At 64.4% G+C, this 14,159-nt stretch carries 10 protein-coding genes and 1 pseudogene; 3 read left to right on the top strand and 8 right to left on the bottom strand.

Annotated elements, in window-relative coordinates; genetic code table 11:
• Positions 1-103: 103 nt before the first annotated feature.
• Positions 104-856 carry a metallophosphoesterase family protein gene (locus tag O5M90_RS06415; protein WP_269840418.1) on the top strand — a complete coding sequence of 251 codons (753 nt, stop codon included), beginning with the start codon at positions 104-106 and terminating at the stop codon, positions 854-856.
• 20 nt (positions 857-876) lie between these two features.
• Here the strand turns inward: O5M90_RS06415 and O5M90_RS06410 are convergent, their stop codons facing one another.
• From O5M90_RS06410 to ppc, 8 genes and pseudogenes are all read right to left on the bottom strand, one after another.
• Positions 877-1,311: a hypothetical protein gene (locus O5M90_RS06410; protein ID WP_137944427.1), complete on the bottom strand. Its 435-nt coding sequence runs from the start codon at positions 1,309-1,311 to the stop codon at positions 877-879.
• A complete protein-coding gene (locus tag O5M90_RS06405) occupies positions 1,301-3,328 on the bottom strand; it encodes a hypothetical protein (protein WP_137944426.1) in 2,028 nt (675 codons plus the stop codon). Before O5M90_RS06405 ends, O5M90_RS06410 begins: the two co-directional genes overlap by 11 nt.
• The gene (locus tag O5M90_RS06400) at positions 3,325-5,055 is read right to left on the bottom strand and encodes a site-specific integrase (RefSeq protein WP_137944425.1); all 1,731 of its coding nucleotides are present in this window, start codon (positions 5,053-5,055) and stop codon (positions 3,325-3,327) included. The genes O5M90_RS06405 and O5M90_RS06400 overlap by 4 nt, the downstream gene beginning before the upstream one ends.
• Positions 5,048-6,310: a tyrosine-type recombinase/integrase gene (locus O5M90_RS06395; RefSeq protein WP_137944424.1), complete on the bottom strand. Its 1,263-nt coding sequence runs from the start codon at positions 6,308-6,310 to the stop codon at positions 5,048-5,050. Before O5M90_RS06395 ends, O5M90_RS06400 begins: the two co-directional genes overlap by 8 nt.
• 12 nt (positions 6,311-6,322) lie before the next feature.
• Entirely contained in the window at positions 6,323-7,540 is a 1,218-nt protein-coding gene (gene pncB, locus O5M90_RS06390; RefSeq protein ID WP_269840417.1) for a nicotinate phosphoribosyltransferase, read from the bottom strand.
• 434 nt (positions 7,541-7,974) lie between these two features.
• Positions 7,975-8,652, bottom strand: a pseudogene (locus tag O5M90_RS06385) (nicotinate phosphoribosyltransferase); the annotation flags it as partial.
• Complete coding sequence (locus tag O5M90_RS06380) at positions 8,649-9,446, bottom strand: isochorismatase family protein (RefSeq protein ID WP_269840416.1); 798 nt, start codon at positions 9,444-9,446, stop codon at positions 8,649-8,651. The gene O5M90_RS06380 and the pseudogene O5M90_RS06385, both read right to left, overlap by 4 nt.
• A gap of 43 nt (positions 9,447-9,489) precedes the next feature.
• On the bottom strand, positions 9,490-12,306 hold the full coding sequence (gene ppc, locus O5M90_RS06375; RefSeq protein ID WP_262970403.1) for a phosphoenolpyruvate carboxylase: 2,817 nt from the start codon (positions 12,304-12,306) through the stop codon (positions 9,490-9,492).
• A 115-nt stretch (positions 12,307-12,421) separates the two neighbouring features.
• Between ppc and hemC the strand changes: the two genes are divergently transcribed.
• Entirely contained in the window at positions 12,422-13,366 is a 945-nt protein-coding gene (gene hemC, locus O5M90_RS06370) for a hydroxymethylbilane synthase (protein ID WP_269840415.1), read from the top strand.
• Positions 13,367-14,158, top strand: a complete 792-nt coding sequence (locus tag O5M90_RS06365; protein ID WP_269840414.1) for a uroporphyrinogen-III synthase — start codon at positions 13,367-13,369, stop codon at positions 14,156-14,158. It begins immediately after the preceding gene.
• The last annotated feature ends 1 nt before the right edge of the window (position 14,159 follow it).

The raw sequence follows: 14,159 nt of genomic DNA, 5'->3' as shown, positions 1-14,159 counted from the left end.
GCGAATCGCAGACAAATGCGGTTCACGGCCTCCAGCGATGCGAAATTAGCCGTCAAACTCGGCTCGATGCGCGCGACTTGAAATTCAATTTCTGATGGCTACGATGGAACCAATCCTGTACTGCGGCGACCCTCATGGGTCGTTCCGTCACATTATCGAAACCGCTGAACAAACCAGGGCCTTGGCCGTGGTGCTGCTGGGAGACATGGAGCCCGGGCGGCCGTTGCACGAGGAACTGCAACCCATATTGGATCGCGTCTGGTGGATTCCGGGCAACCACGACGCCGACTCGGACGACCTCTGGGGACGCGTCTGGGGCAGCAAACTCGCTGACCGCAACGTGCACGGTCGCGTCGTGACCTTGCGCGATGGGACGCGCCTAGCCGGCCTTGGCGGCGTCTTCCGCGAAGCCGTCTGGCATCCTTCACCAGGTTCCGCCCGGGGCGGAGCACCGGCCTTTCGTTCTCGCGAAGAGCATGCCGCGTCAACGCCGCGGCAGGATCGCTGGGCGGGCGGTCACCATCGCAAGCACTGGGGCACCATCTATCCGGACGAAGTCGATCGCCTGGCCGATCTCCAGGCTGACGTGCTGATTTCGCACGAGGCTCCCGGCTACCATCCCAATGGTTTCGACCTACTCGACACGCTGGCGCGTTCGATGAACGTGCGAGCCAGCGTGCATGGCCATCATCATGATCGGTTGGACTCGAGTCCGAGGTGGGAGGCGCAAGGATTCGCCTCGGTCGGCGTCGGACTTCGTGGCATTTCGGCCGTCTTCCTTGAGCCCGACGGTGTGCGAGTAGACATTGTGCGTGAGGGTGAGCTCGACGGCCAACGCGCCGGTCGCCCCTGCTAAGTTGTCCGGAGTCCCTAGGCTCAACGCCGGCCGAGGCGCGTCGGCGGGGGCTGAATCTCGTCGAGCTGCCTCTGCAGCGATCGGACTTGTTCGGTCAACTCGACAATGCGCACGTTGGCGCTGGCAAGTATCGACTGAGCTTGATCGCGTTGCCGAATTGCGTCTTCCATCCGCTCCTCCGCCGTCCTCTTTGCACGTTTCTGATCTACCTTGTCTGCGGTGGCTGAGGCCTCACCTTCTTCCTGCTCGCGGAGGTAGTCCTGAATCTCTGCAACAAGTTTGGGGAACCTTCGCTTCTTGAGTGCTGTTGAATCCCGGCCTGCCTCTTGGGCAACATTGTTCTGCGAGACCGGCGTCCCCGTCGGAAGCACCTTCGGTCTGCCGCTCTTCAAGCGTTCGAACGCTTGGCGGAAGCGCGATTCCGCGCTTTGCGGTTCTGAGGGATCAGATGGCATTCAGGTAGTTCTCCATGCTGCTCCGCTCGGCAACGAGGGCCTTGTATCGCGGCGAATCCGGCGGCAATCGGTTGATCTCTTCGGTGAATCGGCGCATGTCTGCAAGCACCTGAGGTTTCTTCTCGCGGTCGTACAGCACCTCTCTGCAGGGCTTCTCGCCGTCGCCCCCTGCGCAGCGGGCAATCGACTCGATGCCACCGTACTCGCACGCGCCTGCTTTCATGCAAGCGCCCAGCCTGTGTTCGCGAAAGCTGACTTTCCCCGTCTTCGCCAGCGAGACCAGGCTCTTCATGTCCTTCACGCTCATGACGCGCACAAGGAGTGCGTCCTTTCGCTCCTGTGAGTGAGGCGATACGAATCTGTCGTCACCGGCTGCGAGCTTGACCATCTCTGCCTGGGCTTCGTACATGGCCATCATCACCGACGACCGAACCTCATCGTTGAGGTGCAGCTGCGTGTGATTGCGGCCATAGTAGAGAGGCATCAAACGAGAGGAATGCTTCATCAACTGTTGCATCGTGCTGTCCGAGATATCACCTGAGGCGAACATGTTCACCGCGCCAGTGCGCCGATACTGATGCCAGGCCAGCGGCCAGATCTTCCCGATGGAGAACTCGTCTTCCGGCAGATTGGGCGTGAGCCTGCGGGCGATTGCCAAGTCTTGGCCCGAGATCCTCATTTGCTCCGTGTCGAACAGCAGCGGGTAGCGCGCCATGCCCTTGGCAAGATCCAGTAGCGGTTGCCGAATTTCGTAGGACTGTGCCAACCCTAGTGCCAGGCCCCAGGGCTCAGTCGCTGAACTCCATAAGTATGGGTCGTCGTGATCGGCTGACGACGGTCGAATCAAGGGGTTTGCTCGATCACAGAGCATCCTCAGCCTGGCAATGGCCGATACCGCTTGAACTGCACTTTCCACGCTGGGACTGGCGACCCACCTGGCATCCGAATCCGGGTCCGTCTTGGTCGTTTCGCCACAGATGATGGGCACCCGCCCCAACTTCTCGTCCACCTCCCAGAGAAGGCAACTGGCTCTGAGCGACGCGACCTCTTCCTTGCGTTGTAAGGTGAAATTGGCGATGTAGGCCAGTGCGGCATAGGTCACGACCGACAGGTATGCCGACAGAACCCTGACCTGAAGCCCATCCTCATCCCACGCGATCCACTTTCCCAGCAGCCCGGCGATCCCGAAGTGCGCCGCGACGTCAGAGAACTTGCCGTGGTAGGTGCAGTCGGTGCGGCGTTCCGAGGCTGCATTGAAGGGGGCTTTGCTCGCATCCTTGCCCGGGCGCAATGCATCCTCCAGCGAACCGAAGTTGGATTCGTAGGCTTCCAGACAGAACCGGAAGCAGCGCTCGACCTTGTCTCTGTGCGCGAGAAAGTCCTTGACGCATTCGTCCAGGCGCTGCACTTGGTAAAGCCAGATCCGAGGGGGGATATATGGGGTCTGAACCACGTCGTGGTCGTGTGCCGCCGCAGCCAGCCGCCTCAGGCCGGCTTCGTCCACCAGCGTGAATCCCAGCGTATCCCGGGCGTCATAGAGGCGGTGAAGGAGGCTGATCGTCTTCTCATACTTGCTCGACGCGATCTCCTCCGGCACTTGCTCCAAGACGTTTGGAAAACGCATCAGCCTGGCCGCGCTGATTCCGTTCCGGCTGCACAGGGCAACAATCTGGCGGACATTCGAGAAGCTCTCAAGCACGGTCCAGACCGAACCGGCGGCTCTCGGTCCCCAGATGAGCCAAGTCGCCACCATCCGCATCAGGTCGGCATTCTCAGCATCGAGACGCTCGGCGCGACCTGCGACGCCATCGCCGAAGTTGAGCCCACCAGGCTTTCCGGCCCAAGGCGCGAGGTCCCATCGTGGGTCTCCCCACCGAGACACGACCACGCCGTCCTTGTCGATGACCGTGGGCCAATCACGCGGTGGTGGCCAAGAAGGCGGCCGGTAGTTGCGCGAGGTCGGCGTGACGAGGCCGCTCTCGATCCCGATGGTGAACTCTTGCAGATTCGCGCTCATGCGACTGAGCCCTCCACGGCCTCGATCAGGTAAGACCACTGCTCGTGGTAGTCGCCCTCTTCAACACGCGTGAGCGCTTCTTCGACCCATTCGCGGCGCGTGGCGTTCGAATCGCGAAACCAGGCCAGCTTCTCGCTCATCCTTGCTATTGCATCGTCGGCAGGGTGTGTCGCATCGCGCTCGCGGGTCGGCGGGCGGTGCCCGCTCAACTCAAGAACTTTCAGATGCCGAAAGCAGGCCAGCGACCAAACATAGTCGAGTGAATCGATGTCCCTGTGATGTTCGCACCAGAGGCATCCAGACGGCTGCCTGCAATCGGGCTTCGGGGCAGATGCTGGCTTCGCAGGAGATGCCACCGGAATGCCGTCACATTCGCCGGGCGCAACGGAGAGCATCGAGTCCTGACCAGCGAGTACAGGATCGTGGCGCAGATGGAAACGGGTGATCTCGCTCACCGCGACTTGCAGCGAGGGCTTCTCATAGACCCGAATCAGCGTCTGCTTGAAATGCTGAGCCATGTCGGCCGTCATGTCCGGGTCCCCGCTTCGCCGAAGGAGCCAGTTCACCCGCGTCCCACGCAGTGTGCTCGGAGGAACCCAGGTAACCCCCGCTTTCTTGCACGCAGCCTGGACCGAGGCAAAGGCAGGTCGACGGCTCTTGCGAACGCCGTCGCGTCTGATCAACGGGAACAAGCGCTGCTCTGACTCTGGGAAGAGCGTCTTTCGCCATTCCAGGTATCGCTCGAAGTGACTGCGGTATTCGCTGTAGATTTCGAACAGGACCTCGCCCTGGCGCCGCGGCTTGTACTCTCTGACCTTGTAGCCGTCGATGTCGCTTGAATAGTTGAACCTGTGCAACGGGAGTTCCTGAGCCTGCGCCAAGTTCATCCCCGTCTGGCCGATGAACATGAGCAACTCGGCCTGGATGCGCAGGTTGACCAGGTTCCTACGTTCAGCATGGTCAAGCGATCGGTCATTTTGATAGGCGAGGGCAGCTGCGGCAGAGACCCGGACGTTGGAGGGCTGGCGTTCTTCCTCGGGGCGGGTTGAATTGCCGCCGGTTTTGCAGACCTCGATTTCCCCACCAGCGTGCAGCGAGATGCTGACGGGCCGCGGTCCCCAGATTGACTTCAGCGAGAGGCCATCGCAGATGTCCTGAAGCAGGCGGCCGAAGGAAAAGGTCTCATGGAGGACCTGCTTGTCCGCCTTGGCACCCTGGGGTGTCTTTCGATCGGTGGGTCGCTTGAGCCTCGTGAGTTCAATGAGGGGTGTGCGCCGGTCAAGTGCCCCGTCCAGGATCTGGCCTGTGAGTCGCGCGTAGTTGTAGGCAGAGATCTGCTTCAGATTCTTGACTACCTTGACGCGATGCAATAAGTGTTCAGACCAGTTGAGATAGCTTGCTTGCACCTCAGGGAGGCTCAGGGCCAAGTTCTGCTTCTCCGACTGGGCAAAGAAGTGGACGAGACTCTTGATTTGCTGGCGAGCCGTGACTTGGCTGCCGCCACCAGTCAGCATGCCTTCGATGAAGCTGTGCGCTCGGCGGACCAGTTCGACGCGCTCTGAAAGAATTTCGCCCAACGTACCTTGGCGAATCTTCTGGTCCGCTTGATCGACGGGCACGGAAGCTCCGCCCTCATAGAGCAAGCGGGCGAGGTCGGGTGGCGTCTCATCCTTGCCAACGGCAATGGTGGGAAACGTCAGGGGCGGGTGCGGCACTTCGCTACGCACCGTACTGCTTCCAGTCGCGGTTCACGGCACCTGAGAAGACATTGGTGTACTGGTTTGCCATCTCCACCTTCACATGCCCGTCTTCGTGGAAGCGGACATAGAGAAAGGTGGTCCTCTCGTTCTTGTGCAGCATCGCGTCCCTGACGAATGCCACGGCCGCCTTCGTGTTCGTGACCCGCAGCGCCATGCCCATCAGCCATGTGCCGAAGGTCGCGCGGGTCTGATGGAACTTGAATCGCTGCATGAACTGCAGTCCGGCATCCACGGCGTCGCGTCGAAGGTCGGTCATCAGGCGTCTAAGCGTGCCCTGTTCATAGGGGCTACCCCTGGTGGTCAGAAACAGCCTCTCGCGATTCGATTCGCTCGCCCGTGCTTGCCGGGTCAGCCTATGCACCGATGAGGCATAGGCCTTGAGTGCATCGATGAGGAACTTCGGCACCATCAAGTTCCCGGACACGTCGCCCTTGGTTTTCACGCCTGTCCCCGGGCCGACGCGCAGCAGGTAGGTGTCGGGCGCCTGGATGTCGGGGTAAGCGTTCTCAATGTCTCTCACTTTGAGGGTCGTGATGGTGCCGATGCGTGGTCCCGAGAGAACACCGAGAGCAAGCATGAGGTGCAGTTCCTTGGGGCCGTGGTCCTTGGTGAACTCCAACAGGCGCGCGGCGTCCTCGTTCCGGAGAGGCGTCAGGCCATCCTCAAGACGGAACCCGTCACTGCTCTTGTTGGGAATGGAAAGGTCTGACGATAGGCGCGACAAGCTTCGCTCGAAGCCGGCCGTGTCGAAGTACCGAACCACCACTCCGCGGTCTGTCCACATCGGCGAGTTCCTGTCCACGAATCCATAGACCTGGGCGTGCCGGTAAAACTGGATGACCGCTGCCATGCGGGCACTCGCGGTGGACGGCGCCAAAGTTCCTTTTGTCCGCTGCGCAATGAGTTCCCCTCGGAACTGCACGATGGGACGATCCTGCTTGCGCATGGGGAAATGCCGCCAATCGTGGTCTGGGTACAGCCAGGAGGCGTACGCGGCAAGGTGCTTCATCACGGTTCGGACGGTGCCGATGTCTCCGCCGACCGTGCTCAATGCCTTGGTAAGCGCCCAATGATTGGCTTCCGACCAAGGTTCGCCGTTGTCCCAGAATATCTGGGGGAGCTTGTGGATCTTCCGACCGAGTTTGTCTGGGACCCAGCGAATCTCGCCGTCTTCCACGACCTCACGCATCGGCGTGTATTCGATGAATTCGATATTCGCCAAGAGGCCCTCAACTCAGCTATGTACGTCGAACACACTGCGGAGGTAAGCGAGAAACGTCTCGTCGTCGCAAATTGTCTTGCCTGGCGAATCTGAAAGCTTCGCGACGGGCCGTCCGTTGCAGCGCACCAGCTTCATCACGATCTCAAGCGCCGGGAACTGCGGTCCGAAATCGTGGGTGAGGTTGGTGCCGATGCCGAAACCGGTCTGCGCGCGTCGAGCAAACTGGCGCCACAGCGCAATCGACTTCTCAATGTCCAGGCCGTCCGAAAACACGAGCCGTTTTGTCCGTCCGTCAATGCGAAGCCTCGCATAGTGCGCGAGTGCCTTCTCACCCCATTCGACCGGATCGCCCGAGTCGTGCCTTAAACCGTCAAACAGCTTCGCGAAATAGAGATCAAAGTCGCGCAGGAAGGCATCCATGCCCACCACGTCGGTCAGCGCAATGCCGAGATCACCACGATAGGTTTGCACCCATGCTTCAAGCGCCGCTCTTTGCGAGTTCCGCAGCGGCACGTCATGCACGGCCTGAAAGGTTTGCATGTACTCGTGCGCGACGGTCCCCATCGCTGTGAGCCCATGCTTCATGGCCAGGTGAACGTTGCTGGTGCCCTTGAAAAACTGGGGCAACTGGGTTTTCAGCGTGGTGACCACCTCATCGTGCCAGGCACCGCTGAAGCGCCGACGCAGCCCGAAGTCGAAGAATGCGAACGGAAATCCCTCTTGCTCGGCCTCCGCTTCAGCTTGAAACGCCTGCAGCCGTTGAATCTTGTTGGCAAGGCGACGACGGCCCTCCGCCAACGCTGCGTCTTGCGGCCAGCTCCGGGCATGCAGTTCGCCAACAGTTGCCAGCACGAAGATCTCAAAGAACATCACGTGAACCTGAGGCCCACGCGCCACGATCTCCAGCGCTTCGCCATTCGATTCAATGCTGATGAAGCGACGTTGCAAGCGGAAAATGGAAAGGAAGTCGACGAAGCTGCTCTTCATGTAGCGCAGCGAGCGCAGATAGTCGAGTTCTTCCGCGCGGAAGGTCAGAGAGCACAAGTGATCGACTTGGTGCTGGACGGCCGCCTTGAGCGCCGCGAGCGGCATGGCGGGCGGTCGACGACACACAAAGCGGTACTCGGCATCGTTGTCGTTGTAGGCGCTGTTGAAGAGCGCCTGCCACATCGTGAACTTGTACAGGTCGGTCTCAAGGAGACTCGAAATGATGGGGCGGTCATTCGGCATGGGTTGCCTCCTCGGCGAGGGCATCCGGGAGTTCGATCCGCGCTTCCCCAAACTGGACCACGCGTGCCCTGACCGTGCCATCCATGACGCTGATGGTCTTCATCAGCGGTCGTGCTTTCGCGCGCCCGCCCGTGGACAACTGGCCCGCCCGCGCTTCGCGCGCCCCAAGGGGCACAGGCACTCGTTCCTCGGCCTGTGGACGGCCGCCGCGAGCGGCGGTTTCAGCCAGTTGACCACCGGCTCCCCGAGACTGACGCGCTCTCGGTGGACAGCCGTGCTGCCCACCGGGAGCTTGCCCCACCAGTGTGCAAAGCACCCGATCAAAATCTGGAACAGCCCTCTGCTTCAGCACCGCATGTCTCCATACATGGTCAGTTCATGTCCATGGTATCAACTATTCGCGGTTATGTGTCCATGCCTATTAATTCGCGGGTGTCGTGTGCCATCGTGCCTATCGGCACCAGGCCCAGATCACGGGCCAGCAGCACGTTCGAGGTGCCCTTGAAATACTGCGGCAGCTCGGCGGCCAGCGTCGCGATCACCTCGCGATGCCAGTCGCCCGAGAAGCGCCGGCGCAGGCCGAAGTCGAAGAACTCGAAAGGGTGGCCGCGCGCCGGCTCGGCGGCAAAGTCGCGCAGCTGGGCCAGCTTGGCCTGCAGCCGCTCGCGGCCGGTCCGCAGCGCCTCGGTGCGGTCAAAGCGGCGGAAGTAGAGCTCGTTGACGATGGCCAGCACATAGATCTCGAAGCCCATCACATGGACCTGCGGGCCGCGCGCGATGATTTCCAGATGCGGGCCGTCGGCGCGGGCCCGGATGAAGTCGCGCTGGAAGCGGAAGATGCGCAGGAAGTCGACGAAGTCGGACTTGATGAAGCGCAGCCCGCCCAGATAGGCCAGCTCGTCGGCCGCGAAGCTCAGCGCGCACAGATGATCGAGCTCGCGATTGACATCGTCCAGCAGCTCGGCCAGCGGGTAGGCCGGCGCGTTGCGGCAGACAAAGCTGTACTCGGCCTGGGTCTGCGGGTGCCTATGCAGCATGGCCTGCCACATCGTGAACTTGTAGAGATCGGTCTCCAGCAGGCTGGAGATGACGGGCCTGCGCTCGCCGCTCATGTGCTCAGCTCGCTGCTGCGGGCGATGCGCAGGCCTTGCGCGCGCATCCGCGCGAGGAAATCGGCCGCCTGGGCCTCGAAGCCGCCCACCGGGCTCATGCCGTCCTCGATCAGCACCAGCTTGCCCACATTGGCGCTGGGCAGATGAGCCACCAGATCCTCCACCGTGGCCTTGACGCAGTGGCTGCTGGCCTCGCCGGCGATCCACAGCTCATCGCAGGCATCCAGTCGCTCGACCAGGCTCTGGTTGAGCTGGGTGCCGGGATCGGTCGGGTCGGGCACCTCGGCCTGCAGCGCGCTGTAGTGCTCGGTCCAGGGGTTCATGCCTTTGAGCACGAACTGGACATGGCGCTGGCGCTGCAGCTGCCAGGCCACGACGGCGGCCTGGACTTCGGCATGGATGTTGTGGCCCCAGCTGCCCAGCTCGCAATGCACGGGCCAGACCATCAAGGTGTAGCGGCCGCGCGCCTCCAGCGCGTCCAGATAAGCCTGGGCGCGGGGCAGGGCCGAGGCATCGCGCGGCCTGAATTCGCCGGCGCGCAGCTGGGCCGCGGTGATCTGGGTGAAGGGCGGCACCGCCGCGCCATCGGCCTTGAACCAGAAGCCGGGATGGGCGATGTCGAGCCGGCGATGCGTGTCCAGCGTGACGGTGATGGCGTCCAGGCCGGCCGACTCGGCGCGTATCAGCGCGGCGATGCGGTGCAGATCGGCATCGGCGCCGGCCACCGGCAGGCTGGCGCCATGGATGTCGCAGAAATCGTTCTGCGGGTCGATGATCAACAGATGACGCGTCAACGCGAACTCCCCAAGTCTCTCGATCGACCCACTATACGAGGCCTCAACCGGTGTTGCGCAGCCCCGCCGCAATGCCGTTGATCGACAGATGGATGCCGCGCTGCACCCGTTCCATCGTCGGGTCCTCGGCGCGCTTGTCGGGCGCGACCGCGCGGTAGCGCCGCATCAGCTCGACCTGCAGATGGTTCAGCGGGTCGATATAGGGGAAGCGGTGCTCGATCGAGCGGGCCAGCGCCGGATTGGCGGCCAGGCGCTGCTTCTCGCCGGTGATCAGGGTCAGGGCCTCCTGGGTGCGGGCGAACTCGGCCTGGATGGCCGCGAAGATCTTCTTGCCCAGGCGCCGGTCCTCGACCAGCTCCAGATAGCGCGCGGCGATGTCCAGATCGGTCTTGGCCAGCACCATGTCCAGATTGGACAAGAGGGTGCGGAAGAAGGGCCACTGCTTGACCATGCGGCGCAGCAGGGTCAGGTTTTGTGTGCGCGCTTCCCCATCGCCGAGGAAGGCCAGTACACCGGAGCCGAAGCCGCACCAGCCCGGCAGCGCGACGCGCGACTGGCCCCAGCTGAAGCCCCAGGGGATGGCGCGCAGGTCTTCGATCGCGCGGGTGGCCTTGCGCGAGGCCGGGCGCGAGCCGATGTTCAGCTCGGCGATCTCGCGGATCGGCGTGGCCGCGAAGAAGTACTCGGCAAAGCCCGGCGTGTCGTAGACCAGGCCGCGATAGGCCTTGAAGCTGGCGTCGGACAGGGCCTGGGCGGCGTCCAGAAAGCTCTTGGGCGCGCTCTTGGTCGGGTGCAGCAGCGTGGCTTCCAGCGTGGCGGCGACCAGGGTCTCCAGATTGCGCCGCCCGATCTCGGGGTTAGCGTATTTGGAGGCGATCACCTCGCCCTGCTCGGTCAGCCGGATCTGGCCGTTGACCGTGCCCGGGGGCTGGGCCAGGATGGCCTGGTAGCTGGGGCCGCCGCCGCGGCCGACGGTGCCGCCGCGGCCGTGGAACAGGCGCAGGGTCAGCGGGTTCTTCTTGCGCAGCTCGTCGAACAGCTCGACCAGCGCGATCTCGGCGCGGTACAGCTCCCAGGAGCTGGTGAACATGCCGCCGTCCTTGTTGGAGTCGGAGTAGCCCAGCATGATGTCCTGCTCGGCGCCGCTGCGCTGGATCAGCGCTGCGATGCCTGGCAGCGCGTAGAACTCGGCCATGATGCCGGGCGCCTCGCGCAGATCGCCGATGGTCTCGAACAGCGGCGAGACGATCAGGTCGCTGACCGCTTCGCCATCCAGCGTGCCGCGCACCAGGCCGACTTCCTTCAAGAGCAGCAGCACCTCCAGCAGGTCGCTGACCGACTCGGTGTGCGAGATGATGTAGTGGCGCAGCGACTCGCGGCCATAGCGCTGCAAGGCCTCACGAGCGGCCTCAAAGATGGCCAGCTCGCCAACGGTCTTGTCGCTGTAGGCCGCGCCGATCACGCGCAGCGGCCGGGCGTCGCCGAGCAACTGCAGCAGCAGCGTACGGCGCTGGGCCTCGTCGAGTGCACTGTAGTCGGGCGCGATGCGGGCGGTGGCCAGCAGCTCGGCGATCACCGCCTCATGCTGGTCCGAGCTCTGGCGCAGATCCAGCGTGGCCAGATGGAAGCCGAAGACCTGGACCGCGCGTATCAGCGGCTGCAGGCGCGGCGCGATCAGGGCCTCGGCATGGTGGCTGCGCAGCGAGTGCTCGATCACGCGCAGATCGGCCAGCAGCTCATCGGGCGAGCGGTAGGGGTCCTGCGGCGCGACCGCATGGCGCAGCGCCTCGGTGCCGGTCAGCTCGTGCAAGGTGGCGGCGGTGCGCGCATACATGCCGGTCAGCGCGCGGCGGTAGGGCTCGTCCAGACGATGCTCGTTGCGGTCCGGGCTGCGCTCGGCCAGGGCCTGCATCTGCGGGCTTATGGTGGCCAGCATCGCCGAGATCGACAGCTCGGCGCCGAGCTCGTGGATCTCGGTCAGGTAGTGGCGCAGCGCCACCTCGCTTTGGCGCTTCAAGGCGTGGCGCAAGGTGGTGGCGGTGACATTGGGGTTGCCGTCGCGGTCGCCGCCTATCCAGTGACCCATGCGCAGAAAGCTGTTGAACTGGTGGCCGGGCAGGGCCTCTTCCAGCTCGGCATAAAGCTTGGGGATCTGGCGCAGAAAGGTCGAGTGGTAGTAGGACAGCGCGTTCTCGATCTCGTCGGCCACCGTCAGCTTGGAGTAGCGCAGCATGCGGGTCTGCCAGAGCTGGGTCACGCGGGCGCGTATCAAGACTTCGTTGTCGCGCTTTTCGCGCTCGGTGTGCAGGCCGTCGCGGGCGCCGACCAGCTCGGCCACCGCGCGCTCGGCATCCAGAATGCTCTTGCGCTGCACCTCGGTGGGGTGAGCGGTCAGCACCGGCGAGATGAAGCCGTGCTGCAAGGTCTTGGCGATCTCGCTGGGCCGCACGCCGGCCTGGTGCAGGCGCTCCAGCGCAAAGGCCAGCGAGCCTTCGGCCAGGCTGCCGGCGCGGTCGTGGATCTCGCGGCGGCGCACATGGTGGCGGTCTTCGGCGATATTGGCCAGGTGCGAGAAATAGCTGAAGGCGCGGATCACGCTGACGGTCTGATCGCCCGACAGGCTTTTCAGCAGCTTGTCGAAGCTCTTGCCGGCCTGGGTGTCGCGCTTCAGGCGGAAGGCCACCGAGAGCTTGCGCACCCGCTCGACCAGCTCATAGGCCTCGCGGCCCTCCTGTTCCCGTATCACCTCGCCGAGGATGCGACCCAGCAGCCGGATGTCCTCCATCAGCGGTTTGTTCTTGTCGGCGGCGGGGGAGGGCTTAAGGGTCTTCGCGGGGCGGGAGGCGGGTCTTGCGGGCATGGCAGGGCTCGTCGTGGGTTGATGCGAAAAAGCGGGTGGGATGATGTAACCGAGTTACTTCAATCTGACTTTAACAGTTTCTTCATCGATTTCCTGCTGCGCTAGCATGCCGGCCATGAGCGCATCAAACACAGTCAAGCCGGTGATCATCGCGACCCGGGAAAGCCGCCTCGCCCTGTGGCAGGCCGAGCATGTCAAGGCGCGGCTGGAGCAGGATCTGGGCCTGGCCGTCGAACTGCTGGGCATGACGACCAAGGGCGACCAGATCCTGGACCGCGCGCTGTCCAAGATCGGCGGCAAGGGCCTCTTCGTCAAGGAACTGGAGACCGCGCTCGAAGAGGGCCGAGCCCATCTGGCCGTGCATTCGCTGAAGGATGTGCCGATGGACCTGCCGGCGGGCTTCGATCTGGTGGCCATCATGGAACGCGAGGATCCGCGCGACGCCTGGGTCTCGAACCGCTACGACAGCCTGGCCGAGCTGCCGCAGGGCGGCGTGGTCGGCACCTCCAGCCTGCGCCGGGTCGTGCAGCTGAAGGCGCAGCGCCCCGATCTGCGCATCGAGCCGCTGCGCGGCAATCTGGACACCCGGCTGCGCAAGCTCGACGAAGGCGGCTTCGACGCCATCGTGCTGGCGGCGGCCGGGCTGAAGCGCCTGGGCCTGGCCGCGCGCATCCGCAGCGTCTTCAGCGTCGAGCAGATGATCCCCTGCGCCGGCCAGGGCGCGCTGGGCCTGGAGGTGCGCGCCGACGCCGCGGCGCTCAAGGACCGGCTGCATGCGCTCTCGCACCTGCCGACCTGGCTGGCCACACAGGCCGAGCGGGCGGTGTCGCGGGCGCTGGGCGGCAGCTGCAGCATGCCGCTGGCGGCCCATGCGCAATGGCAGGGCGATAGGCTGACGCTGGCCGCCGCGCTGGGCCATGCCGAGCAGCATCAGCTGCCGCTGCTGAAGGTCGAGCTGACGGGCTCGCCACAAACCGAGGCCGAAGCCCGCCAACTCGGCGAGCAGGCCGCCCAGCTGCTGCGCGAGCGCGGTGCGCGCGACTACCTGCCGGCGCCCTGAGTGGCCCAGCCGCTGACGCTGCTGCTGACCCGGCCGCGCGAGCAGGCCGGCGCCTGGCAAGCGCGCCTGGCCGCCCTTGGTGTGACGGTGCGGACGCTGCCGCTGATCGAGATTGCCGCCGCCGCCGACCGCGAACCCGCCGCCCAGGCCTGGCGCGAGCTGCCGCAGGCGCGGCTGGCGATGTTCGTCAGCCCAAATGCGGTGACGCATTTCTTCGCGGCCCGGCCGGCCGGCCAGGCCTGGCCCGAGGGCGCGCTGGCGGCCACCGTGGGGCCCGGCAGTGCCCAGGCCCTGCGTGAGGCCGGCGTGCCCGAGGCAAATATCGTCCAGCCGCCGGCCGATGCCGCCAGCCTGGACTCCGAACATCTGTGGCCGCTGCTGGCCGCGCAGGACTGGCAGGGGCGTTTGGCCCTGATACTGCGTGGCGATGGCGGACGCGACTGGCTGGCCCAGCGCCTGCGCGAACGCGGTGCCCAGGTGAGCGAGTACAGCGTCTACCGGCGCCGCTGTCCCAGGCTTGATACGCCCGAGCAGGCAACGCTGGAGGCGGCGCTGGCCGCGCCCGGGCAGCATGTCTGGTTGTTCAGCAGCGCCGAGGCGCTTGACCATCTGCAAACCCTGGCCGGCGCCGGCACCGACTGGTCGCGGGCCAGTGCCATCGCCACCCACCAGCGCATCGCCGAGCGCGCGCGTCGTCTGGGCCTGGCCCATGTGGTTTTGGCGCGACCCGATGCGGCGGCGGTGGCCCAGGCTGTGCTGGCCCTGCAAGAGCGCCCCCTACAATCGTTTTGAC

Source organism: Paucibacter sp. M5-1 (genome assembly GCF_027498415.2).
In the GTDB taxonomy this organism is placed as follows: Bacteria; Pseudomonadota; Gammaproteobacteria; order Burkholderiales; family Burkholderiaceae_C; genus Roseateles_E.
The sequence above is the reverse complement of the archived record's forward strand: the minus strand, read 5'-3'. Positions and strand labels throughout refer to the sequence as shown.

Coding starts and splice junctions, on each gene's coding strand:
- O5M90_RS06415 (WP_269840418.1), top strand. CDS start 104: ATGGAACCAATCCTGTACTGCGGCGACCCTCATGGGTCGTTCCGTCAC.
- O5M90_RS06410 (WP_137944427.1), bottom strand. CDS start 1,311: ATGCCATCTGATCCCTCAGAACCGCAAAGCGCGGAATCGCGCTTCCGC.
- O5M90_RS06405 (WP_137944426.1), bottom strand. CDS start 3,328: ATGAGCGCGAATCTGCAAGAGTTCACCATCGGGATCGAGAGCGGCCTC.
- pncB (WP_269840417.1), bottom strand. CDS start 7,540: ATGCCGAATGACCGCCCCATCATTTCGAGTCTCCTTGAGACCGACCTG.
- ppc (WP_262970403.1), bottom strand. CDS start 12,306: ATGCCCGCAAGACCCGCCTCCCGCCCCGCGAAGACCCTTAAGCCCTCC.
- hemC (WP_269840415.1), top strand. CDS start 12,422: ATGAGCGCATCAAACACAGTCAAGCCGGTGATCATCGCGACCCGGGAA.